The organism is Bosea beijingensis (assembly GCF_030758975.1).
GTDB classification, from domain to species: domain Bacteria; phylum Pseudomonadota; class Alphaproteobacteria; order Rhizobiales; family Beijerinckiaceae; genus Allobosea; species Allobosea beijingensis.
Genome location: NZ_CP132359.1, coordinates 5,060,597 through 5,082,610 on the forward strand (window position 1 = coordinate 5,060,597; position 22,014 = coordinate 5,082,610).

Genomic DNA, 22,014 nt, shown 5'->3' on the forward strand with positions numbered 1-22,014 from the left:
CTTCGGCCCTCCAAGTCCAGTTTCGCGCAGCGCCGCCGGCGCTTCCAAGACTTTATCCCTTGGGCACCCAAGCCGATATGATCGTTCGGCCTCGCCGTCGGGCTCAGCTTCCCGCAGCCGCCATTTCCGCCTCGGTGTCGTCCTGCTCCATGCCGTCGAGCAGCGCGATTTCCTCATTGGAGGCGCCGAGCCTGCGCCAATCGTCGCTCTTGGGGACGATGCCCTGATAGGAACGCAACTTCGCCTGCGGGATATGGGGCTCGACGAGGCCGAGCGGGGAAGCGCCGGCGGCATGCTTGCGCGCTGCGTCGATCATCACGCGTCGGAACTGCACGATCGCGATGTCGCTCGCGCCGAGCCGCTCGCTTGTGCGGTCGGCGATCGGGCCCATCGACTCCCACATCATAATGTCCTGGTTGGGAATTCCGGGCACGCCGGTGAAATCCCCCAGCTTCATCGCCTTGCGGTCCTGCAGGTAGTTGTTCTCCCGCTTGCGCAGCATTGGCTTGTAGGTCTTGTCGAGGTCGATGCCGACCTGCGCCACGCAGAATTTCCGCCAGCTTTCCTGATCGATGCAGTCGTCGTTGCCCCAAGCGATGAAATGGAAATAGCTCGACACATCGTCCTTCGGCACAATCACCGTCGCGACGTTATAGGAAGAATTGGGGGGGATCAGCGCTGCGAAAGGCGCGACGAACACCGTGAGCCGGACATAATCGTGAGTCTGAGCATTGGTGATCGGCCGGCGCAGCGCGGCATAGCGGAAGCCGTAATTCGTCAGCTGGACCTGGATCCGCGGGTTCTTGTCGGTCGATGGCCGCGTCCAGTGCGTGGCAGTCGCGCCCGCGGTCGTCACGCGCGCGGGCTTCATGTCGGAGGAGTGCAGGCTCGAGGAATGCGCCGAGTCGATCTGCCCTTCCATGATCTGGGCCCAGTTGCAGGGCAGATCGATCTTGACGATCGAGACCTTCGCCTCGGGCGTGGGCGCCCACGGCGGGGCCTCGAATTCCGGCATTTGGTCCTTCGGACCCATATAGACCCAAATGAAGCCTCCCGCCTCCTGGGTCGGATACGCCTTGTGCTGGACCTTATCGGCAAAGCCGCTTTCCGCCGGCTCCGACACCATTTCGAGGACCTTGCCGTCCACGTCGAACTTCCAGCCGTGATACAGGCAGCGAAGGCCACACTCCTCGTTGCGGCCGAAGAACAGCGAAGCCTTGCGATGCGGGCAGTACTCGCCGAGCACCCCGATCCGTCCGTCAGTATCGCGGAAGGCAACGAGATCCTCGCCGAACAGACGCACGCGGACAGGTGCGCCGTCGCTTTCGATGAGCTGCTCCGATAGCAGGGCGGGCACCCAATGACGCCGCATGAACTGACCCATCGGGGCCTCGCCTTCCACGCGGCAGAGCAATTCGTTCTCTTCGTGGGTCAGCATCGCATTCGCTCCAGATTTGACGGCCGGGCTAGTCAGCCGGATAATACTTAGGTATCTAAGTCTCACATTATTCGGAATTCAAGCGCTTGTCGAGACGGCGCCGCGCGGAGGTTTGGATGAGCGATCAGGAGCAGTGGCTAAAGGCCAGGATCGTGGGGAAGGAGGCGGTCGCCGACGACATCGTCATGTTCGATCTCAGGCCGCTGGATGAGAACATGCTCGAGCCCTACACCCCCGGGGCTCACCTGGCGGTGAAGGTGCCGAACGGCGAGACGCGGAAGTACTCGCTCTGCAACGGTCCGGACGAAGCCGAAGGCTATGTCATCGCCGTCAAGAAGGAACATGGCGGCCGGGGCGGGTCCGTCAGTCTGATCGATCAGACCAATGTCGGCGACGAGATCCTGATCTCGGCGCCGCGCAACGATTTCTCGCTGAAGGACGGCCCGTCGAGCTACATTTTCATCGCAGGCGGCATCGGAATCACGCCGATCCGATCCATGATCCGCCATCTGATGGCGACGCGCGGGAAGCCCTTCAAGCTGTATTACTTCACGCGCACACCGGCGATGATGGCCTTCCGGGAGGAGTTCTCCGGGCCGGAATTCCGAGGCAAGGTCGTCATCCACCACGATAACGGCGACCCCGACAAGGCGTTTGACCTCTGGCCGGTCCTTGAAGACCCGAAGGGGGCCCATCTCTATTGCTGCGGCCCGCGGGGGCTGATGGAGGCGGTGCGGGACATGACCGGCCACTGGTCCTCGGCCGCCGTCCATTTCGAGGATTTCGGTGCGGCCAAGGCGAAGCCGGAAGACAACACGCCCTTCACCGTCGAACTGGCTAAGAGCGGCGAGATTTTCGAGATTCCCGTCGACAAGTCGATCCTCGAGGTGCTGCGCGAGGCGGGAAAGACGCTGCCCAGCTCCTGCGAAAGCGGGACTTGCGGCACCTGCAAGACGCGACTGGTCTCAGGCGAGCCCGACCATCGCGATCTTGCACTCTCGGAGCAGGAGAAGGCGCGAAACATCATGATCTGCGTCTCCCGCGCCAAATCCGGCGCCCTCGTTCTCGATCTCTAGCGAGGCAGTGGTGAGCGAACCTTTGCGATTGGGCGTGGTCGGACTCGGCCGCGCCTTCATGCTGATGCTGCCGACATTCGCGCAGCATCCCCTCGTTCGACTGGTCGCTGCGACCGATCCGCGTCCGGAGGCGCGGTCGCGGTTCGTCGAGGAATTCTCGTCGAACGGGTTCGCCGCGAAGGCCTATGACACTCTCGACGGTTTGCTGGCAGACGAAGCGGTCGAGGCCGTGTATGTGGCCTCCCCTCACCAGTTCCATGTCGCCCATGTCCGCAGCGCCGCTGCGGCCGGCAAGCACATCCTGGTCGAGAAGCCGATGGCGCTGCGGCTGGAAGACTGTCGCGCCATGATCGATGTGGCTGCAGAGGCCGGTATCCACTTGGCCGTCGGCCACAGCCATTCCTTCGATCTGCCTTATCTACGCACCGCCGAACTGATCCGATCGGGCCGCTTCGGCCGCCCGCGCCTGATCGTTGGAAGCAACTATACGGACTTCCTGTATCGGCCGCGCCGGCCGGAGGAGCTAGACACCGCCCAGGGCGGCGGCGTCGTCTTCAGCCAGGCGGCGCATCAGCTTGATGTCGTCCGCCTTCTCGCTGGGGCGGAGATCGAGTCACTGCGGGCGGTCACCGCGCGCCTCGACCCCGCCCGGCCGACGGAAGGCGCCTATCAGGCCTTACTTCTGTTCGAGAACGGAGCCAGCGCGACCCTGACCTATAGCGGGTATGGCCGCTACGACACTGACGAGCAACTCGGCTGGTTCGGTGAGCTTGGACAGCGTCGCGATCCATCGCAATACGGCGCCGCGCGCCGGGCCTTGGCACAAGTTTCGACGCCGGCAGAAGAAGCCGCGTTGAAGGAAAAGCGCGCCTATGGCACGTCCGGCAACGTCGCGGGCCGGACGGCACCCGCCGCTCATAATCATTTTGGCCACTTCCTGGTCTCCTGCGACGAGGCCGACCTACGCCCCATGGCGGACGGGGTCCGTGTCTATGCCAATGATCGCGAATGGCTCGATCCATTGCCGGCGCCAGCTGTGCCGCGCGCGGAGGTGGTCGACGAGCTGCATGCCGCGGTCAGGTTCGGCGTCCCGCTGCTTCACTCCGGCGAATGGGGTACGGCGACGCTCGCAGCTTGCCTCGCAATCCTCGAATCGGCCGCCACCGGACGAGAGGTTCGGCTCGGCAGCCAAAGCACGGCCTCTGCTCGCGGCTGAGGACAACCCGTTGTTCCGCGTCGCGTGCGGATAGGGAAATAGGCATGGCTTGGTTTGCGGGCAGGCTGGGCGAGACCTTCGCCATTCTTTCTGTCCTGGCCTTCGCCTATGGCGGGGTCTCGATCGCAAAGGCGAAGCTTTACGGAAAGGGCGATGGCGGCGCCGTGCTTTCGGTGGTGTTCACGACGCTGCTGTCGGCCCTTGTCTGGGCGGTGGCGGGAACCCCGGCCGGCAGCTTGCCGGACACGCCGGACTTGATGATCGGGCTTTTCTGGTTCGCCGTCTCCGGCCTACTCGCCACGGCGCTGGCGCGCATCCTCTACTTCATGTCGGTGCGCGATCTGGGTGCAGTGCGCGGGTCGGCCGTGAAGCGTGCCATCCCTTTCTTCGCCGCAGTCTTCGGGGTCTTTTTTCTGGGTGAGACGCTGAACTCCAACAAGCTTCTCGGCCTAACATTGATCGCCGTCAGCATCGCGGTTCTGGTCGCGGTCGACCTGGCTCGCCGCGGCGGCAGCGAGGCGGATGCGGTGGCGTCGATCGGCTACGCATGGGGGACTGCGTCGGCACTGTGCTACGCCTCGGCCTATGTGGCCCGCAAGTTGGGCCTCGGCTATGTGCCTGATGGCGCGCTCGGCACCTTCGTCGGCTCCATGGCGGCCGTGGCCTATTACGCATTCGCCGTCTCCTTCAACGCCCGCGCGAGAACGGCGACGTTCGCTGCCCTGTCCCTAAAGAACAACTGGGCGGTAGTGGCCGCCCTCTGTTTCTCTATCGGCCAGATCTGCAACTTTTATGCGATCCAGCACACCGCCATCTCGACTGTCGGGGCGATCCAGTCGCTCGAGGTTTTCGTCTCGATGGTGATTGCGACGGTCGTGCTTCGGTCCGAACGCGCGCCCGGCTGGATCACGATCGCCGCGGCGGTGGCAGCCACCGTCGGTGTATTGCTTGTTGTCGCCTGAGCTAGCCGGCCTGCCGCCGCGAGAGCATGGTCGCTGCGGCGCGCCGCCTTAACTCCGCGCCGGCTCGCGCAGGACGCGCTCGAAGAAGTCCGACAGGCGCTCTACCCCGGTGAGCGGAAGCACGTCGGCGACATACTGATCCGGACGCACGACGACCATGCAACCTTGCTCGCGGTCGATTCCGCGCAGGTCGAAGATATCGCTGCCCGGGCGCTGGTCCGCACAGTGCACCTTCTCGTAGTCCGTCAGGCCGTATCGGCCCTTGGCCGGCTGGAGGAAAGGCGGAACGCGCGCCAGATCGGCTTCGCGATGGGCCTGCTGCAGCACTGCGATAACCTCGATCACGGCGTCCGCATCCCCGAGCGGCGTGTAGCGCCGCACCGGAGAGGCCTGGTGGAGGTCGAGAAAGCTGACGAGCTCCGACAGGCCCGACCCGCAGTCGAACGGATCGCCGGCTCCAGCGAAGGCGACTATTCGCCAGCGCCCATCGGCCGTGATGCGATGCGAAAGTTCCAGGGGCTTGGCATCGGCGAGCCTGACCACCGGTGCGGAATGAAACCGCATGCCGATCTGGAAGCCCGATGCCAACCCCTGATGCGTGCCGTCGGCGCAGATCGCGGATGGCTCGTAGCGCACGGCTGTCCCTGCGGTGAAGCGTCCCTGCTTGACGAAGTAGCGCTGGAACTCGGCGGGATCCCGGGCGCGTTGGGCGTCGGGCCCCGGGCCGGCTGGACGAGCGCTGAACATGGCCGCGAACTCCCGGTCGAAGTCGATCAGTTCCTGGGCGAGCTTCCGGCGTTCCGCGGAGTAGCTGAGCAGCAGTTGCGCGGGGCTCGTGCCTCTTATGACGGCTGCCAGCTTCCATCCCAGATTGAAACCATCCGCCATCGAGACGTTCATGCCTTGCCCGGCCTTAGGGCTATGCGTGTGGCAGGAATCGCCGGCGATGAAGACACGGGGTGGTCGGCCAGCATCCTCGCAGCTGTCGTCAAACCGGTCGCAGAGCCGCTGGCCGATCTCGTAGACCGACCACCATGCCACTTCCTTGACGTCGATCCGGTAGGGATGCGCGATGCGGTTCGCAGCAGCGACAAGGTCCCCGACCTCCAGCGCGCGCGAAGCGACGCGCTCGTCTTTCGCCAGCTTGTCGAGCTCGACATAGAATCGCACCAGATAGCCGCCCTCCCGCGGTATCACGAGCATGCTGCCCTGGCTGGCCGACTGGATCGCGGCCTTCATGCGGATGTCTGGGAAATCGGTGATGGCGAGGACGTCCATTACGCCCCAGGCGCTGTTGGCCGAGTCACCGCGCAGCTCGAGTCCGATCGCCTTGCGAACGGCACTTCGCGCCCCGTCGCATCCGACCAGGTAGCGCGTTTTCACGACCTCCTCGCGCTCCGAGCCAGCCGGCCCGAGCCACTTCAGCCGAACCGTCACGGGGTGGCTTTCAGCCTCGGTCGTGTTGGCTGACCGGTCCAGCCCGATGAACTCCACCGCGTAGTCCGGCTCCAGCCTGCTCGCAGAGTTGCGCATGGTCTCCAGCAGAAAATCATGTACCCGCGCCTGATTGAGGATGACGTGCGGGAACTCGGAAAGCCCGTCCTCAGTATCCTGGATGCGGCTATGACGCGCGATGCGACGGGGATCGGCGGCGTCGGGCTTCCAGAACGTGGTCTCGTTGACCCAATAGCTTTCCCTGGCTACCCGTTCGGCGAAGCCGAAGGCCTGAAACATTTCCATGGTTCGGCAGGCTATGCCGTCGGCCTGGCCGATCCGAAGAGGGCCCGGCTTCCGCTCTACGATCCGGACGCGGATGTCAGGAAAAGCGGACAACTGCGCCGCGAGGGTGAGGCCAGCCGGTCCGCAGCCGACGATCAGCACATCGACGTCCGACGACCCGCTCGGAGCCCGGCTTGCCGGGACCGGAAGAATGGCAGGATCGCCGGGCAAGAAGCCGTTCAAGTGAAACTGCATCGGGCACCTCGCAGCTTCCCTTGGCCGTCAGGCCCGGCCCCCGGACCGCCTCTGGCGGGTCTGCTCGAGCCAAAGATCCCACGGTCGCTGGACCTGGCCCTCAACCCGGTCGACGCAGGCCCGGCATTCGTCTTCGGTCAGGTACGCCACTTCGCCCAGCTGGGTGGCCTGCAGCTGATACCGGGCATTGAGCTCTGCATAGACGGCGCGGTAGACGGCGTTCTTCACGGTCGGTCCAACGACGGTCGATCCATGGCCGCGCATCAGGACGATGTCGCTGTTGCGGAAATGCTCGGCCAGCGCACGCCCAAGTTCGGGGCTGCTGATCAGCAGGTCGGTCGCGTCACCGCCTGTCGCCCGGATCTCGAAGACAGGCGCTTCCTTTCCGATGAAGCCGGCCATATGGAAGAGCGCCCTCAGCCTGGTTCCCTTCACGACGCTCAGCGGAACTATCGAATGGGAGTGGCTGTGAACGATGGACTGGACGTCGGGCCTCGCGCGGTAGATCTCGCTGTGAATGAACCGCTCCAGGTAGACACCGCGGCCGTGCGCATCGACGGGCTGGCCCGAGAGATCGAACTGCACGATGTCCTCTGCCGTTACACGCCCCGGCGCCATATTGCGCGCCAGCAAAAACCGATCCGGCCGCTTGTCGTGGCGCACGCTCACATGGCCGAACGCGTCCACTACGCCCTGGTCGAACAGGATGTGGTTGGCTGCGACGAGCTCGTCCATGAGTTCCCGCGCCGGCGGCGTTCCCGGTGCCGCGCCATCCGGAACAGTGACGGCGGTTGCAGTGTCACACATGCGGATTTCGCCTCCTTGCAACGGTTGGACGCCCTGCCTCGCTGGCCCGGGCTTCACTATTCAAGTTCGAGGGCGCGAACTGGAAGATATTTTCGGCTTGTCTTCCAGACCGCAAACCGGCCTTCGACCGGTCGGCGACGCCTGGCGGGGACGGTGCGGCCACTCAGGCATAAGGCAGGGGCTCGGGCTCGAACCCAAACATTGATGCGAAGCGGCGGCTAAACGCAGGCCACGCCTGAGGGTTGACCACTCGCGGCGGCGCACGGCCGTTGAAAAGCTCGATCCATTGGTCCGCGGCGGAGGATGACATCTGCTCCAGCGCTTCCTGTGTAATCCCGGCGGTGTGCGGCGTGGCGATCACGTTGTCGAAGGACAGCAGCGGATGGTCTGGCGGTGGCGGCTCCTTGAGAAAGACGTCGATGCCTGCGCCAGCGATGCGGCGTTCTCGAAGCGCTGTCTCGAGCGCCGGTTCGTCGTGGATGCCGCCACGCGCCGTATTGATGAAATAGGCGCTCGGCTTCATTGCGGCGAACTGAGCCTCTCCGAACATGCCCAGTGTCTCCTTGGATCGCGGGCAGTGCACCGAAACAAAGTCCGAGCGCTGCAAAAGCTCCACCAGACTTGCGCTGGTCCCGTGCCGCCGAACGATTTCCGCACCGTCGAGATAAGGATCGTAGGCAAGCACCGTCATCCCGAAGAGCCCATGGCAGAGTTCGGCCAGCCTCCCGCCGATCGCGCCGAGCCCGACGATGCCCACCGTCTTTCCACGAATGTCGTTGCCTTGCAGGGCGTACCGGTCGATCTCCGCTCCGTGCCGCCGCAACAGCTTGTCTGCGATGCCGATCCGCTTGGACAGCGACAGCATCAGGCCCAGAGCATGTTCGGCCACGGCCTCGGTATTGGTGCCGCCCTGGTTGCAGACAAGGATGCCGGCGGCGGTGCAGGCCTCGACATCGATATAGTCGTAGCCGGCGCCTGTGGAGCTCGCCGCGAGTAGGTTCGGGCAACGGGCGATCAGTGCAGCATCGGGGAACCAAGGTTCGCGCAACTCGGTTCGCGCCTGGACCTGATAGCCATGTGCTCTGGACATCACGTCCCAGTTGTCCGCCTCGACGGTCGAGTAGCTCAGTTTCCGCAGGTCGACGTCGTCTCTTCCGCCCAGGATGTCTTCGGCGATCGGATCGACCCAGCTCTCGAAGAACACCAGACCTGCCTTTTGTCCTGCCCGGACAGCCATTGTCTCTCCCTTCGACGTCTTGTGAGGGCATCCGCAGTCGCAGCGTGCGAGGTTACGGCGAGCCCCTTCGTTGCCTCATCATGCATGCGGGTTGAAAGCTGTGCAATTGTAAATTAGTTTCCTAAGTAATCATTATAACAAAACGAATGCGGAGGATGACACCATGGGCGGAAGGTGGATGCTGGCCTTGATGATTGCGGCCTTTGGCTGGGTCTCGGCACACGCCCAGGAGGTTCGCAGCGGCGCAGCCAGGAACCGGATCGACCTCGCCATCGTCTCGCGCACCGTGTTCTACCTCCCGCTCTGGCTGGCGGCCGAGAAGGGATACTTCGCGGAGGAGGGGATCGATCTGCGTATCGAGGTCTTCGACAACGCGGAAAAGATCAATGAGGCGCTCAGGTCGGGGGCGGTCCAGATCGCCATGTCGACGCCCGAGAGCATCATGGCCGATGCTCTCAAGGGGGGCAGCCTCCGGGTGGTCGCGGGCAATGCCGGACGCTTACCGCACTTCATCATCGCTCGGCCGGAAATCCGGACAATCGCCGATCTCCGCGGCAAGACGATCGGTGTCCTCTCGGATCAGGAGGGCACGACCCATCTCGTGCCCGAGGTGACGCGCCGTGCCGGGCTGAAGCCGGGCGACTATGTCGTTAAGGCGGTTGGAGGCGCCCCGACCCGCTGGCGCCTCCTGCGATCGGGCGAGATCGACGCCGGGTTGCAGCCGTTTCCCTTGAGCTACGAGGCGGAGGCGGCGGGCTTCAGTAACCTAGGACCGCTGTCCGGCTTCGTCCCGGAATGGCAATTCACCAGCGTAAACGTCGACATGCGCTGGGCCGAAGCCAATCGGAATCGACTGACGGCGGCGCTGCGCGCATTGCGGCGCGGCCTCGACGCTATCGCCGTGGAGCCCGCCACTGCAGCCGCCGTTGCCGCGCGCGAACTGAAGACGTCCGAGCCTCTCGCTGCTCGCGCTATCGCCGACACCGCCCGCCTCGGGATTCTGACGCCAGGCATGGAGGTATCGCTGCCGGGGTTGAAGAAGGTGCACGAGGCGCTTGTGGCGGCAGGCCTGGTCGCGAGCGAGCCGTTCGACGCAGGGCGCGTGGTCGATGCGTCCTTTCTGCGCGCCAGCCGCTGAGGCCAGCTGCACCGAAGGTCTCGCGATCAGTCGGGCGCGCGATCCAGCACAGGAAAATGCCGCCGCGGCGGCGATGCATCCAGGAGGTTGTCTTTGGCCTATGATCTTGAGGTCGCCAATGTCTCCAAGCGCTATGGCGATCGGTCGAGCGGTCTACTGGCCGTCAGCGATGTCAGCCTGTCGGTCCGGAAAGGCGAGTTCGTGTCGGTCATCGGGCCGAGCGGCTGCGGCAAGTCCACGCTCTTCGGAATTATCGGCGGTCTGATTGGTGATTACGACGGAGAGGTTCGCGTCGGCGGGCAGTCTCATGTCGGCACGCACCGCGATATCGGAATCGTCTTTCAGGAGGAATCGACGCTGCCATGGCGAAGCGTCCTGGCCAATGTCGCCCTACCGTTGGAAATCCAGGGCATGCCACGCGCCGAACGCGAGGAACTGGCGCGGCATTACATCGATCTCGTCGGTCTTACGGGCTTCGAGACCAGCAAGCCCGCAGCCCTGTCGGGCGGCATGCGCCAGCGCACGGCTATCGCGCGCACGCTGGCCTTCAAGCCCCGCGTGCTGCTGATGGACGAGCCGTTCGGGGCACTGGACGAGCAGACTCGCCTCCTGCTCGGTGATCGGGTGCTGGCGATCCATACCGAATTGCAACAGACGACGCTTCTGATCACGCACAACATCACCGAGGCGGTTCAACTGAGTGACCGCGTCGTCGTGATGTCCTATCGGCCGGGCCGCATTCTCAAGGTCATCGACATCGATCTGCCGCGCCCGCGAAGCTCGGAAAGCATCACTGACGAGCGCTTCGGACGCTATGTCGCGGAGATCTGGGGGGATCTTCGTGCCGAAGCCAGCCGTGGGATGCAGGAGGGTGAGCGCAAGCGGGCCTGAAGTTTAGCTGAGCCAGAGGGAGGACGACCACAATGAATACCGAACGAAAGAACTGGATCGGACCGACGCGGCGGACGGCTATTGCCGGTGGCTTAGCCGCCGGCCTGATGCCGCGCGTCGCCCGCGCGGCCGACAAGATGCGCATCGTCAGCAGCCAGAAGGGTTTCTGGGACACCACTCTCATCCTGTTCGGCCAGCAGAAGGGCATTTTCGCCGATCACAAACTCGATCTCGACATCATCTGGTCGGATGGTGGGTCGGACATTCAACAGGCAGTCATCACCGGTTCGACGGACTTCGGAGTCGCGCCCGGAATTCTTGGCGCGTTGAGCGCATTCGAAAAGCGCGCGCCGATCGCCGTGACGAACGCGGCCATGACAGGTTCGAGCGACCTGTTCTGGTACGTGCGGGCGGAAAGCCCGATCCGTAGCCTTGCTGACTGCAACGGCAAGACGATTGCTTTCTCGCGCCCCGGCGCATCGACCGAGCTCATTGCATCGACCCTGATCGACCATGCCGGAGTTAAGGCCAAGCTCGTCGGAACCGGCGGTCCCGGCGCCACACTGACCCAGGTGATGTCCGGCCAGATCGATGTCGGCTGGTCCGCACCTACGGTGGGGCTCGCTGAGGAACGCGCCGGCAAGCTGCGGATCATCGCGCGCGGCAACGACGCGCCAGGACTTGCGGCGCAGACTGTCCGCGTCGGAATGACGAATAGCCGGTTCCTGGCCGAACGTTCGGAGTTGCTCGCGCGCCTGTCGAAGGGAATGCAGCAGACCATAGACTGGGCCTATGACGGCGACGAGGCTCTGCAGATGTATGCCGAGCTGAACCGGGTCGACATCGCGACGGCGCGGCAGGCCCGCGACACCAACTATCCGAAGGCGGCGCTGGCGCTGGCGCCGATCGGGAACATCGAACTGAGCATCGCTCAGGCGGTGAGGGATAAGCGTCTGTCGAAGCCGCTGACACCGGACCAGATCAAGGCGTTTACTGCCAATGTCGGGCGGTTCCTCGCATGAGGCTCAGCGGAAGTTGGGCCAGCCTGGGCCTTCTTGTCGTCGCGACGGCAGCTCTTGAGGCGTTGTCGCGCGGCGGTTGGGTTTCGACCTTTATTACGCCGCCGCCATCGGAGACCCTGGCCGCGATACCCGGGCTCTTCCTGCACGAGGGGCTCGGATATGCCACATGGGTGACCTTCCAGACGACGCTGCTGGCGACCACGCTTGCTTTGCTCGTCGGGGTGCCCGCCGGTGCTCTGCTAGCGAGGCACCGCAGGTTCGGGCAGGCCTATGAGCCCTGGCTCGAGGCGGCCTTCTCGGCGCCCATCATCCTGCTTTACCCGCTGTTCCTGATCTTCTTCGGACGCAGCCTCGTAACCATCGTGGTGATGGGTTTCGTCGTTGGGGTCATCCCCGTGATCATCAAGACCCGCGAGGGCATCGTGAACCTGCGGCCGGTATTCCACAATCTCGCGCTCTCCTTGCACATGAGCGATGTGCAGAGCCTGATCAAGATTATCCTGCCTGCAGCTTTGCCAAGCATTTTCGTCGGACTGCGGCTCGCGCTGATCTATGCGATGATCAACATCGTCGCGGTCGAGTTTCTCGTCGGTTTGGGTGGGCTCGGTTATCTCGTAGCCGATATGTACGATCGCTACGACATTCCATCGATGTATTCCGCCATCGTCTTCGTCGTCGTGCTCAGCAGCGCATTCTTTCTCGTCATCGAACGGAGCGAAGCATGGTTGCGATCGGCATGACGCCGCCCGCCGCGGCCGCGGACCGGGGGTTGTCCGTGGGTGCCATCAGGCTGCTGACCTTGACGGGTCTGCTCGCCGCCTATCAGGCAATCTCATCCTCAGGGCTTGTCTTCGAGGGCGCGATGCCAGGGCTGCCGGCCATCGCTGTCGCATTGCTGCGCCAAGTCGCCGATCCCGCGTTCTACCCGCATCTCGGTCGCACTGCATACGAGGCCGCGGCAGGGGTCGCGATCGGCGCCAGTTTGGGCGTGGCTTGTGGGGTGTCGCTGGGCGCGTCCCGCTTCCTCGCGGCAATGCTGGACCCGTGGATCCGGGCCCTGGCGCCCGCGCCGAAGATCATCTTCCTGCCGGTGCTGATCCTCGCCTTCGGCATCGACGCCGGACCGAAGATCGCAATGGCTGCGATTTCTTCCTTCTTTCCGGTCGCGGTCGCCACCTTCGGCGGCATGCGCGAGGTCCGGCGGATCCTGGTGCAGGTGGTGCGGAGCTTCGACGCCTCGACCTTGCAGCTGGTGCGGATCATCTACCTGCCGTCGATTGTGGTTCCTCTGCTTGGAAGCCTGCGTCTTGCCGTGGGCGTGGCCCTGATCGGGGCACTGCTCGCTGAAGTAAAGATGTCGAACAAGGGGCTCGGGTACCTGATCATCCAGGACTATAACGCCTTCCGCACCGCGGAAATGTACGCGCTGCTGCTCCTGGTATTTGCGCTGGCACTCAGCATCAACGCCGTCCTGCGCGCCATCGGCCGGCGCTTCGGTGTTCCCTGAGCATTCTTATCAGCGCCACGTGACGAGGGTCGGGCGCATAATCCGGATAAAATCAGATGAGCCTGCTCAAGACCGCAACGAATGTCGCCGATTTCGCGGCGGCCGCGCGACGCCGTCTGCCGCGCGTTGTTTGGGATTACCTCGACGGCGGGGCGGAAGACGAGACCACGCTGCGTGACAACCGCGCCGGGTTCGAGCGGCTAAAAATCATGCCGAGGGTCCTGACGGGGAATGCGAAGCGCGACCAGTCAGTCGAGTTGTTCGGGACACGCTTCGCCTCGCCCTTCATGATCGGGCCTACCGGCCTCAACGGCCTGTTCTGGCCTGACGCGGATCTTGCACTGGCGCGGGCAGCTGCATCTGCGGATGTCGGGTTCGCGTTGTCGACAGCGTCCAACAATTCGTTGGAAGAGGTCGCGGCCACCGGGCCGGGCACTCGCTGGTTCCAGCTCTATCCGTGGGGTGATGCCGCCTTCTCGGCGCGGTTGCTCGAGCGGGCTAAGCGCTCCGGCTACAGCGCGGTGATCGTGACCGTCGACACCTTGACCGCAGGCAAGCGCGAGCGCGATCTGCGGAACGGATTCTCTCACGAACTCCGGATCACCCCCCGCGTGGTGCTCGACGGTTTGGCCCATCCTGCCTGGCTGCGCTCAGTCTGGCTCGGCCGGGGCATGCCTCGCTTCGAGAACCTGGCGGAGTTCCTGCCTCCGGGCGCGTCCGCGTCTCAACTCGCGGACTTCACCCGCTCGCAGCGTAACCCGTCCTTCGCCTGGGAGGATATCGAACGGCTGAAGAGGACTTGGGAGGGGCCGATCCTGGTCAAGGGCATCCTGGCCTCGGCCGACGCCGTCCGCGCGCTTGAGGCCGGGGCAGACGGGGTGGTGGTTTCGAACCACGGCGGCCGGCAGCTCGATGGTGCCCCTGCGACCATAGACGCACTTCCGGACATCGTCGCTGCAATCGGCGGACGGGGACGCGTCCTCGTCGATGGAGGGTTCCGGCGTGGCTCGGACATTGTCAAAGCCGTAGCTCTGGGCGCTGATGCGGTACTACTCGGGCGGTCGACCCTTTACGGGCTGGCTGCTGCCGGCCAAGCCGGCGCCACCAGGGTCCTTGCGATCCTGCGTGATGAGGTCGACCGGACTCTGGCGTTGGCCGGAGCCCGCAGTCTCGTCGACCTGCAGCAAATGCAGATCGTGTCGTCGCCGCCATCGCAGCTTCGCCACGGCGCGCTCGACCGCGTCGTCTGACGGTGTGAACGTCGCGATATCAGCGTCTGTTGGCAGGCTCTTCGGGGGCCGGATTGTTCGCCGTGGACGCCAGAATGGCGATCGTGTCCTGCTCGGCGGCGGCGGCGCTCTTATAGCGCGGTGCCGTCGTCACCAGGGGCCGTTCCGCGTCTGCAGGATAGTAAATCTCGATCGCGAACCGGCCGGAAGCGGCGTCCTCGACAGACTCAATCCGGATCAGTGGCATGGTCATTCTCCGTTCGGCGTCGCCTCAAGGCAACCTGCCCGATTCTTGGACCATCGTGGTTGGCTGGTCCAAAACAAAAGCAGCCTTGCTGCCATTCGGCTTTCCGTTCGAGGACCAGGAAAGCGTCGCCCATCTCCGATAGTGCGGCGTAGGGCAGTGCTGCCGACGGAGCCAGATTGATTCCGTCTTTCAGATCAATCTCAACGGTTTGCCTAAATAATAGCCAGCTATGCGCAAGTGCCTACGATGTCAGAGAGAAGCTCGCTTCTCCAAGCGTTTACTCGGTTCGCTGCAACGCGACCGCTTCGTGGTCGAGCAGCGTTTCGCAGCCGAGAGGCCGCCTGCCACGGGCTTTTGGAGACGCTTGGCGCTCTCTTTGCCTAGTTTTCGAGCAGTTTCTGCGGGGCGCAGTTAACCGGGTCGTCCCGGCGCCTTGACACTAGAACGCCCCTAAAGTCGTATTCGTATGATGGTATACCGTTTGACAACGGTGATGCTGCACATCCGAGGAATGTTTCGTGACCCAGCCCTGTGATCTGACCGCGTCCGAGGCGCGCTTTCTAATCGGCGCGAAGCAGCTTTCTCCCGTGGAGTTGCTCAACTCCTGCCTGTCCCGCATCGAGGAGGTGAACGGCGCCGTGAACGGTGTCGTCGCTCTTGATGTCGAAGGCGCGACAGAAGCGGCGAGAACAGCCGAGAAGGCCGTTCTGTCGGGGGAGGCGCTGGCGCCGCTGCACGGCTTGCCGGTTGGCGTGAAAGACCTCAACGATACGGCCGGGCTGCGCACGACCTACGGTTCGAAGCTCTACGAGGAGAATGTTCCGGCCGCGGACGAGCATCTGGTCGCCAATCTCCGCCGGCAGGGCGGCATTGTTTTCGCGAAGACCAACACGCCGGAATGGGGCGCGGGCGGTAACACTTTCAACCCGGTCTACGGGGTCAGTGCGAACCCCTTCGATGTAGCGCTGACGTGCGGCGGCTCCTCGGGCGGCTCCGGTATCGCCCTTTCATTGGGCATGATGCCGCTCGCACACGGCTCGGACAATGCGGGCAGCTTGCGCATCCCGGCGTCTTATTGCGGCGTGGTCGGCTTCCGCCCGACGGCGGGTATCGTGGCTTCGGAGAAGCGCCTGATCGGCCTGTCGCATCTGCCGGTGCAGGGGCCGATGGCGCGCAACGTGGCAGATGTCCGGCTGATGCTGAATGCGATGTCGACCTCAGCCTCCATCGACGCCCTTGCGACCCCGCTTGCCCTGCGAGATGACCGCCCGATCGATCCTTCGACACTGAAGGTCGCCTTCTCGCAGGATCTCGGATTCGCCCCCTGCGAGCCTGGGCTGCGGAACGTGTTCGACGAAAGGACAGCCGCGTTCGCCTCGATCTTCCGGTCCACGGCCAAAGCACACCCGGATTTCGGCGACACCCGCCATGTCTACGAGGTGCTGCGCGCCGTGAATTACATCGGTATGTTCGCCGATCGGCAAAAGCAGAAGCCCCGGCAGTGGGGGCCGCTGGTCCAGCAGAACCTCGACCACGCATCGCGCTTCAGCCTCGAGGATGCGTCGCTGGCCTTCATCGAGCACAGCCGTATCTATCAGCGCGTCCAGGCATTCTTCGAGGAATACGACCTCCTGATCACGCCGACGGTCGGCGCATATCCATGGCCGAAGCACGATATGTATCCAGCCTCGATCGAGGGCAGGGCGATTGCCAACTACTTTGACTGGGTGGGCCTGACCTATGGCATCACGCTGATCAATCATCCCTGCATCTCGATCCCCTGCGGCCTGGACGACCGTGGCCTGCCCTTCGGCCTGCAGATCGTCGGGCGCCGGAACTCGGATCTCCATCTGCTGCGCTGCGCCGAGGCGATCGAGACCGTGCTCGCGCGTTCGCCCGTTCTCGCCAGGCCTTTGCCGGATCTCGCCTATCTTCGCGCGGCCCATGCCGATGATCGCATGCGGCCCGTGGCAGCGGTCGGCTGACAGCCGAGCTGGAGGAAGCGTTTAGTCATGCTACGAACCCTCGCCACGCGGATCCTGGGAGCCGTCCCGGTCGTTCTCCTGGTGGCACTCGGCATCTTCGCTCTCGTTAGGCTCGCGCCCGGCGACGCAGCCAGTACTCTCGCCGCCGAGGATGCGAGCGAGGCGGATATTGCTCGCATGCGCGCGCAATGGGGGCTCGACCAGCCGGTCCTGGTGCAGTTCTTCTACTTCCTGGGCAATCTCGCGCGCCTCGATATGGGCACGTCCTATCGCTACCATGCGCCCGTTGCCGAGCTGATCGGCCAACGGCTGCCCGCCACTCTCGAACTAGCTCTCACCGCCCTGCTGTTGGCTGCCGTGATCGCGGTGCCGCTCGGCGTCGCGACCGCGCTCAAGAAGGGCAGCTGGCTCGATGGTTTGGGCTCGCTTCTGGCCGTCCTCGGCGTCAGCGCTCCATCCTTCTGGGTCGGTATTCTCCTTGTGTTGCTGGTCTCGGGCCACTTCAATCTCCTGCCGTCCAGCGGCCGGATACCGCTCGACGTGCCGATCCGGGAGCTGACAGGCTTTATCCTGCTGGACAGCCTCCTTCAGGGGCGGTTCGACCTGTTCCGTCAGGCGCTGTCCTTCATCGTCCTGCCGGCCGCCACGCTGGCTTTCGGCATGATCGGTATCATCGCGCGAATTTCGCGGTCCGCCGTCATCGATGTCGGGCAGGAAGAGTTCGTGCTCACCGCGGTTGCCAAAGGATTGAAGCGCCGCGAGGTGGTCTCTCGGCACCTGCTGCCGAACGCGACGGTGCCGATCGTCACGATCATCGGCCTGGAACTTGGCACGCTGATCAGCGGTAGCATCGTCGTCGAGGTGGTGTTCTCCTGGCCGGGGCTGGGCTCGCTGCTCTATGCCGCGGTGACCGCCCGCGACATTCCGCTGACGACGGGTATCGTCATCTCCTACACATTCATCTTCATCTTCATGAACATACTGGTCGATCTGATCTACGTCCTCGTGGATCCGCGGCTGCGCGTCGCGAGGACGTGACGATGCAGCCCTGGCGCTTTCTCGAGATCAAGTTCGTCATCGGCACCATCTGCCTGGGAGCGATCGTTCTGCTCGCACTCCTTGGCGGCCTCGTCGCCGGACATGATCCCAACGAGCAGAACCTCATGTTTGCGCTCGAGCCGCCATTCGGCATCGAGAGCGGCTATTATCTGGGAACGGACCATCTTGGCCGCGATCTGTTGGCACGGATGACCTCTGGCGCACGCATTTCCCTAGCGATCGCCGGGTCGGTCGTCGTGCTGTCGGGGGTCGTTGGGGTGTTGATCGGAGCGCTGTCGGGCTATCTCGCCGGTGCGCGCGACGCGGTCATCCAGAAGGTCGTCGAGACGTTCTGGGCATTTCCGCCAATCCTGCTGGCGATCGCGATCCTCGCGTTCTTCGGGCCGAGCCTGGGCAACGTCATCATCGCGCTCACGATCCAGCGCTGGATTCCCTATTGCCGGATAGCCCGCGCGCAGGCGCTCATGCTCCGCTCCCGGGAATACATCTCGGCAGCAAAGATCATGGGCGGCGGCACCGGCTGGATCCTGCGTCACCATGTGCTGCCGAACCTGCTAGCTTCGGCGATCATCATCGCCACTTTCACGATGGCCACCGCAATCCTGGCGGAATCGAGCCTGAGCTTCTTGGGTTTGGGCGTGCCTCCGAACGTCCCGACTTGGGGCGGCATGCTCGCGGAGGGCCGCTCCTACATCACACGCGCATGGTGGCTGGCCGTCCTACCCGGCCTCGGCATCTTCCTCACCGTGCTTGGCCTCAACCTGCTTGGAGATTGGCTGCGCGATCAGCTCGATCCCAAGGCCGCACTAAACCTGTCGTGACAAATGCCATGCAAGCGACCCCTCCACGCATGAACGGTTCAACTTCAACACCGGTGCTGCAGGCCGAGGATCTCTCGCTGTTCCTGCGCACGCATCAGGGCGGGCATCTGAAGATCGTCGACGGCGTGACGTTCACGATCGGCAAGGGCGACTTCTACGCCGTCGTCGGAGAAAGCGGCTCAGGCAAGACTGTGCTTGGACGCTCGATCATGAGGTTGTTTCCGCCGGCCATGCTGCGCATGGAGGGGAAGCTGTCCCTGAACGGCGTGGACCTGGTGTCGGCGCCTTCGGCCCAGGTCCAGACGATGCGCGGTCGTGTGGTCAGCATGATCTTCCAGGAGCCCATGACCTCGCTCAACCCGTTGATGACGGTCGAGCGGCAGATCGCCGAGGCCCTCGCCGTCGCGGGCGAAGGCAGCAGACGCGAACGCAGCGAGCGGGTCCTCGACCTTCTTGCGAGCGTCCAGTTCGCCGATCCGAAGAGCGTGCGCTCCATGTATCCCCATGAGCTCAGCGGCGGCATGCGTCAGCGCGCGATGATCGCTATGGCACTGGCCAACAATCCCGCCCTGCTCATCGCGGACGAGCCGACGACGGCGCTCGACGTCACGATCCAGCAGGAGATCATGCAGCTATTGTTGCGCCTGCGCGATCAGCATGCGCTCTCTATCCTGTTCATCTCCCACGATCTTTCTCTGGTGCGCCGATACGCGGATCGCATCGGCGTTCTCTATGGCGGCGTTCTGATGGAGAGCGGCCCCGCGGACCAGTTGATCGACCACCCGACACACCCCTATTCGCGCGCGCTCGTCGATTGCATCCCGCGTCGGCGCGAAGGCGGGCGGCGCCAGGCCGGCATCGAGGGCCAGGTGCCTGGGGTGGCCAACTGGTTTGAGGGCTGCCGCTTCGCTCCGCGTTGCCCTCGCGTCCAGGACGATTGCCGCCGCGGCGAGATTCCGCTGCGGACAACCAAGACTGCGCAGGCGGCCCGATGCCTTTATCCACAATGACCTTCGACCATCCGGTGCTGCGTGCCGAAGGTCTCAGCAAGACCTATGCAGGGCGCGGCGGCCTGTTTAGCAGCAAGCCCGGCGTGACGGCTCTGACCGACGTCTCATTCGAGGTCCCGCGGGGCGAGATCCTGGGCATCGTCGGGGAATCCGGCTGCGGAAAATCAACCCTCGCGCGGATCATCGTCGGACTCGAGCAGGCAAGTGGCGGGCGCCTGGCCTCGGAGGACCGGCCATTGGTGGACGTCGCAGCGCGTATTTCGCTGCCTGCCGCCTCCCGTCAGATCCAGATGGTGTTTCAGGATCCATACTCGTCTCTCAATCCGCGGATGACCGTCGCGGACGTAATCAGCGAAGGGTTGCGTATCGCCGGCGAGCGAAACAAACGGGTACTGGCGGAGCGCGTCCGGGAGATGCTGCAGCTGGTCGGGCTGCCGGGCGAAGCCGGATCGCGCTATCCATTCCAGTTCAGCGGCGGACAGAGACAGCGCATCGGCATCGCCCGTGCACTGATTACCGACCCGCGACTGCTGATCGCAGACGAGGCGGTGTCGGCCCTCGACGTCTCTGTGCAGATGCAGATCCTCAATCTTCTGCTCGATATCCGCGACAGGCTCGGCCTGACGATCCTGTTCATCAGCCACGACATCGGCGTGATCGACTATCTCTGCGACAAGGTCATCGTCCTCGCGCACGGGCGCGTGGTCGAATCCGGCGCAGCGAGCGCCGTCATTTCCAACCCCGAACATGCTTACACGCGAAAGCTGATCCAAGCCGTCCCAAGAATGGCTGGGTGAGCCGACGTACACGGGCCAGCAGCCCATAACGCCGGAGGAGCCAGGATGTCACATAAGAGCAGCCCCGTTTTCGCAGCGAGCTTGATCGCTGCCGCCATCGCTATCGCAGCGCCCGCCTCAGCCCAAACCGCGCAACGCCCGGCCAACGAGACGCTCGTCGTCACGACTGCGGATACGCTGGTGACGCGTCACCCCTACGCCGAGAGCAGTGCCCAGATGTATTCGATCTGGTGTCAGGTCTACGGCTGCCTCGGCCGCTACGACTATGCGCAGCGCAAGTTCGTGGGCCAGCTCGCGGAACGCTGGGAGCAGCGCGATGAGGTCACCTGGCGCTTCCATCTGCGTAAGGATCTCGTCCGGCACGATGGCGGCCCCGGTCCCACCGTTGCCGACGTCCTGCATTCCTACAACCAGGTCATGACCGATCCGCAAAGCCAGGGGCGGTTCTATCTTTCGAGCGTGAAGGAAATCCGGCGCGTCGATGACCATACCTTCGACGTTGTTACGAAAGAGCCGGCGTCGTCACTGCTGGGGCAATTGTTCGACAAGTTCACGATCACCAGCGAAGAGATCTTCAAGACGCAAGGAGGCGTGGCCAGCTACAACACGGCGCCGATTGGATGGGGCCCCTACAAGCTCACAAACTTCGCCATCAGTGACCGGATCGCGCTCGAACGGCATGATGCCTATCCTGCCAAGGTCGAAACCTCTCCGCGCAACGTGCTGTTCCGGCGTATTCCCGAGCCGGACCAGCGCGTCACGGCCCTGCTGAACGGCGAGGTTCAGATCGCGCGGCTGATCCCTCCGCAATTGGTCGGCAGGCTGGAGAACGTGCCTTCCGTCGAGATCCGGCGCGCGCCCTCGAACGAGCCGATGTTCATCGGCTTCAGCGTCAAGACCAAGCCTTGGGACGACCCGCGCGTGCGGAGGGCCGCTGCGATGGCGATCAGCAAGGATGTGATCATCCAGCGTATTCTGTTTGGGATGGCGGACCGGCTCGATGGCCCGGTTGGAGCGCAGCAGATCTGCTACACGACTCCGATCGACCAAAAGACGCCGTATGACGTCGCGGGAGCACGGAAGCTTCTGGCCGAGGCCGGCTATGCAGGTGGTGGGCCAGTCGTCGACTTCTTCACCGCCACGGGCCGCTACATCTCCGATCGACAGATCGCCGAGGCGATCACCCAGATGTTGAACCAGGCCGGTTTCAAGGCAACCCTCCACACGCCGGAGTTCGCCGGGCTCTGGGCCAATGTCAGGGCGGGCAAAGCGCCCATGTACTACATGGGGCGCGGCCTTGCGCTCGAGCCGTCCGAATGGCTGTCGCAGTATTTCGAGACCGGCGTCACGCCACGCATCGGCTACGACAATCCTAAGCTGAACGAGTTGTTCGAACGCGAGCGCAAAACCTTCGACATAATCGAACGCTGCAAGATCATCCGTGAGATCAGCCAGCTGATCGAGACCGAGGCACCAGGCATCTTCCTCTGGAATCACCAGTACGTCAGCGGCGTCCGCAAGGGGGTGCGCTACGTGCCGGATGCTTCGGGCGAGATCTGGCTGCCCGACGTCCGCCTCTGATGACAGTCCGCGATCCC

The 22,014-nt window shown here is 64.0% G+C and carries 20 protein-coding genes; 15 read left to right on the top strand and 5 right to left on the bottom strand.

Annotated features, from left to right (window positions below; translation table 11 throughout):
• Positions 1-103: 103 nt before the first annotated feature.
• Complete coding sequence (locus Q9235_RS24285) at positions 104-1,504, bottom strand: Rieske 2Fe-2S domain-containing protein (RefSeq protein ID WP_306224356.1); 1,401 nt, start codon at positions 1,502-1,504, stop codon at positions 104-106.
• Between the two features lie 50 nt (positions 1,505-1,554).
• Here Q9235_RS24285 and Q9235_RS24290 point away from each other — a divergent pair, with 50 nt between their 5' ends.
• The 3 genes from Q9235_RS24290 to Q9235_RS24300 are packed head-to-tail and all read left to right on the top strand — an operon-like array spanning position 1,555 to position 4,692.
• A complete protein-coding gene (locus Q9235_RS24290; protein WP_055727165.1) occupies positions 1,555-2,514 on the top strand; it encodes a PDR/VanB family oxidoreductase in 960 nt (319 codons plus the stop codon).
• Between the two features lie 58 nt (positions 2,515-2,572).
• On the top strand, positions 2,573-3,730 hold the full coding sequence (locus tag Q9235_RS24295; RefSeq protein ID WP_055727334.1) for a Gfo/Idh/MocA family protein: 1,158 nt from the start codon (positions 2,573-2,575) through the stop codon (positions 3,728-3,730).
• 44 nt (positions 3,731-3,774) lie between these two features.
• Positions 3,775-4,692: an EamA family transporter gene (locus Q9235_RS24300; protein WP_055727164.1), complete on the top strand. Its 918-nt coding sequence runs from the start codon at positions 3,775-3,777 to the stop codon at positions 4,690-4,692.
• Positions 4,693-4,740: 48 nt separating this feature from the next.
• Here Q9235_RS24300 and Q9235_RS24305 read toward each other — a convergent pair whose 3' ends face one another.
• From Q9235_RS24305 to Q9235_RS24315, 3 genes are all read right to left on the bottom strand, one after another.
• On the bottom strand, positions 4,741-6,666 hold the full coding sequence (locus Q9235_RS24305; RefSeq protein ID WP_055727163.1) for an FAD-binding monooxygenase: 1,926 nt from the start codon (positions 6,664-6,666) through the stop codon (positions 4,741-4,743).
• Positions 6,667-6,693: 27 nt separating this feature from the next.
• Positions 6,694-7,401 carry a class II aldolase/adducin family protein gene (locus Q9235_RS24310; RefSeq protein ID WP_248308750.1) on the bottom strand — a complete coding sequence of 236 codons (708 nt, stop codon included), beginning with the start codon at positions 7,399-7,401 and terminating at the stop codon, positions 6,694-6,696.
• Positions 7,402-7,636: 235 nt separating this feature from the next.
• Complete coding sequence (locus Q9235_RS24315) at positions 7,637-8,710, bottom strand: hydroxyacid dehydrogenase (protein WP_306224357.1); 1,074 nt, start codon at positions 8,708-8,710, stop codon at positions 7,637-7,639.
• A 178-nt stretch (positions 8,711-8,888) separates the two neighbouring features.
• On the opposite strand from Q9235_RS24315, the gene Q9235_RS24320 reads away from it, so the two are divergent.
• The 6 genes from Q9235_RS24320 to Q9235_RS24345 all read left to right on the top strand — a co-directional run bounded on the left by Q9235_RS24320 (position 8,889) and on the right by Q9235_RS24345 (position 14,518).
• The gene (locus Q9235_RS24320; RefSeq protein WP_055727160.1) at positions 8,889-9,848 is read left to right on the top strand and encodes an ABC transporter substrate-binding protein; all 960 of its coding nucleotides are present in this window, start codon (positions 8,889-8,891) and stop codon (positions 9,846-9,848) included.
• A gap of 201 nt (positions 9,849-10,049) precedes the next feature.
• Positions 10,050-10,739 (top strand): ABC transporter ATP-binding protein, encoded by a 690-nt coding sequence (locus Q9235_RS24325; RefSeq protein WP_422678236.1) that lies wholly within the window; start codon positions 10,050-10,052, stop codon positions 10,737-10,739.
• A gap of 32 nt (positions 10,740-10,771) precedes the next feature.
• Entirely contained in the window at positions 10,772-11,761 is a 990-nt protein-coding gene (locus tag Q9235_RS24330) for an ABC transporter substrate-binding protein (RefSeq protein ID WP_055727158.1), read from the top strand.
• Positions 11,758-12,501, top strand: coding sequence for an ABC transporter permease (locus tag Q9235_RS24335; protein WP_082459086.1), 744 nt, complete (start codon positions 11,758-11,760; stop codon positions 12,499-12,501). Before Q9235_RS24330 ends, Q9235_RS24335 begins: the two co-directional genes overlap by 4 nt.
• A complete protein-coding gene (locus tag Q9235_RS24340; protein WP_055727156.1) occupies positions 12,483-13,268 on the top strand; it encodes an ABC transporter permease in 786 nt (261 codons plus the stop codon). Before Q9235_RS24335 ends, Q9235_RS24340 begins: the two co-directional genes overlap by 19 nt.
• A 56-nt stretch (positions 13,269-13,324) precedes the next feature.
• Positions 13,325-14,518, top strand: a complete 1,194-nt coding sequence (locus Q9235_RS24345; protein ID WP_055727155.1) for an alpha-hydroxy acid oxidase — start codon at positions 13,325-13,327, stop codon at positions 14,516-14,518.
• Positions 14,519-14,537: 19 nt separating this feature from the next.
• Here Q9235_RS24345 and Q9235_RS24350 read toward each other — a convergent pair whose 3' ends face one another.
• Positions 14,538-14,744 carry a hypothetical protein gene (locus Q9235_RS24350; protein WP_156367018.1) on the bottom strand — a complete coding sequence of 69 codons (207 nt, stop codon included), beginning with the start codon at positions 14,742-14,744 and terminating at the stop codon, positions 14,538-14,540.
• Positions 14,745-15,262: 518 nt separating this feature from the next.
• On the opposite strand from Q9235_RS24350, the gene Q9235_RS24355 reads away from it, so the two are divergent.
• The 6 genes from Q9235_RS24355 to Q9235_RS24380 all read left to right on the top strand — a co-directional run bounded on the left by Q9235_RS24355 (position 15,263) and on the right by Q9235_RS24380 (position 21,997).
• Positions 15,263-16,729 (top strand): amidase, encoded by a 1,467-nt coding sequence (locus Q9235_RS24355; RefSeq protein ID WP_055727153.1) that lies wholly within the window; start codon positions 15,263-15,265, stop codon positions 16,727-16,729.
• Positions 16,730-16,810: 81 nt separating this feature from the next.
• The gene (locus Q9235_RS24360; RefSeq protein ID WP_422678237.1) at positions 16,811-17,767 is read left to right on the top strand and encodes an ABC transporter permease; all 957 of its coding nucleotides are present in this window, start codon (positions 16,811-16,813) and stop codon (positions 17,765-17,767) included.
• 2 nt (positions 17,768-17,769) lie between these two features.
• Positions 17,770-18,609 carry an ABC transporter permease gene (locus tag Q9235_RS24365; protein ID WP_055727151.1) on the top strand — a complete coding sequence of 280 codons (840 nt, stop codon included), beginning with the start codon at positions 17,770-17,772 and terminating at the stop codon, positions 18,607-18,609.
• Positions 18,610-18,638: 29 nt separating this feature from the next.
• A complete protein-coding gene (locus tag Q9235_RS24370) occupies positions 18,639-19,619 on the top strand; it encodes an ABC transporter ATP-binding protein (protein WP_197282412.1) in 981 nt (326 codons plus the stop codon).
• Positions 19,616-20,416 (top strand): ABC transporter ATP-binding protein, encoded by an 801-nt coding sequence (locus tag Q9235_RS24375; protein ID WP_055727149.1) that lies wholly within the window; start codon positions 19,616-19,618, stop codon positions 20,414-20,416. Before Q9235_RS24370 ends, Q9235_RS24375 begins: the two co-directional genes overlap by 4 nt.
• A gap of 45 nt (positions 20,417-20,461) precedes the next feature.
• Positions 20,462-21,997 (top strand): ABC transporter substrate-binding protein, encoded by a 1,536-nt coding sequence (locus tag Q9235_RS24380; protein ID WP_306224358.1) that lies wholly within the window; start codon positions 20,462-20,464, stop codon positions 21,995-21,997.
• Positions 21,998-22,014 lie beyond the last annotated feature (17 nt).

Coding starts and splice junctions, on each gene's coding strand:
- Q9235_RS24310 (WP_248308750.1), bottom strand. CDS start 7,401: ATGGACGAGCTCGTCGCAGCCAACCACATCCTGTTCGACCAGGGCGTA.
- Q9235_RS24340 (WP_055727156.1), top strand. CDS start 12,483: ATGGTTGCGATCGGCATGACGCCGCCCGCCGCGGCCGCGGACCGGGGG.
- Q9235_RS24345 (WP_055727155.1), top strand. CDS start 13,325: ATGAGCCTGCTCAAGACCGCAACGAATGTCGCCGATTTCGCGGCGGCC.
- Q9235_RS24370 (WP_197282412.1), top strand. CDS start 18,639: ATGAACGGTTCAACTTCAACACCGGTGCTGCAGGCCGAGGATCTCTCG.
- Q9235_RS24305 (WP_055727163.1), bottom strand. CDS start 6,666: ATGCAGTTTCACTTGAACGGCTTCTTGCCCGGCGATCCTGCCATTCTT.
- Q9235_RS24295 (WP_055727334.1), top strand. CDS start 2,573: ATGCTGATGCTGCCGACATTCGCGCAGCATCCCCTCGTTCGACTGGTC.
- Q9235_RS24365 (WP_055727151.1), top strand. CDS start 17,770: ATGCAGCCCTGGCGCTTTCTCGAGATCAAGTTCGTCATCGGCACCATC.
- Q9235_RS24290 (WP_055727165.1), top strand. CDS start 1,555: ATGAGCGATCAGGAGCAGTGGCTAAAGGCCAGGATCGTGGGGAAGGAG.
- Q9235_RS24375 (WP_055727149.1), top strand. CDS start 19,616: ATGACCTTCGACCATCCGGTGCTGCGTGCCGAAGGTCTCAGCAAGACC.
- Q9235_RS24330 (WP_055727158.1), top strand. CDS start 10,772: ATGAATACCGAACGAAAGAACTGGATCGGACCGACGCGGCGGACGGCT.
- Q9235_RS24315 (WP_306224357.1), bottom strand. CDS start 8,710: ATGGCTGTCCGGGCAGGACAAAAGGCAGGTCTGGTGTTCTTCGAGAGC.
- Q9235_RS24380 (WP_306224358.1), top strand. CDS start 20,462: ATGTCACATAAGAGCAGCCCCGTTTTCGCAGCGAGCTTGATCGCTGCC.
- Q9235_RS24300 (WP_055727164.1), top strand. CDS start 3,775: ATGGCTTGGTTTGCGGGCAGGCTGGGCGAGACCTTCGCCATTCTTTCT.
- Q9235_RS24335 (WP_082459086.1), top strand. CDS start 11,758: ATGAGGCTCAGCGGAAGTTGGGCCAGCCTGGGCCTTCTTGTCGTCGCG.
- Q9235_RS24320 (WP_055727160.1), top strand. CDS start 8,889: ATGCTGGCCTTGATGATTGCGGCCTTTGGCTGGGTCTCGGCACACGCC.
- Q9235_RS24350 (WP_156367018.1), bottom strand. CDS start 14,744: ATGCCACTGATCCGGATTGAGTCTGTCGAGGACGCCGCTTCCGGCCGG.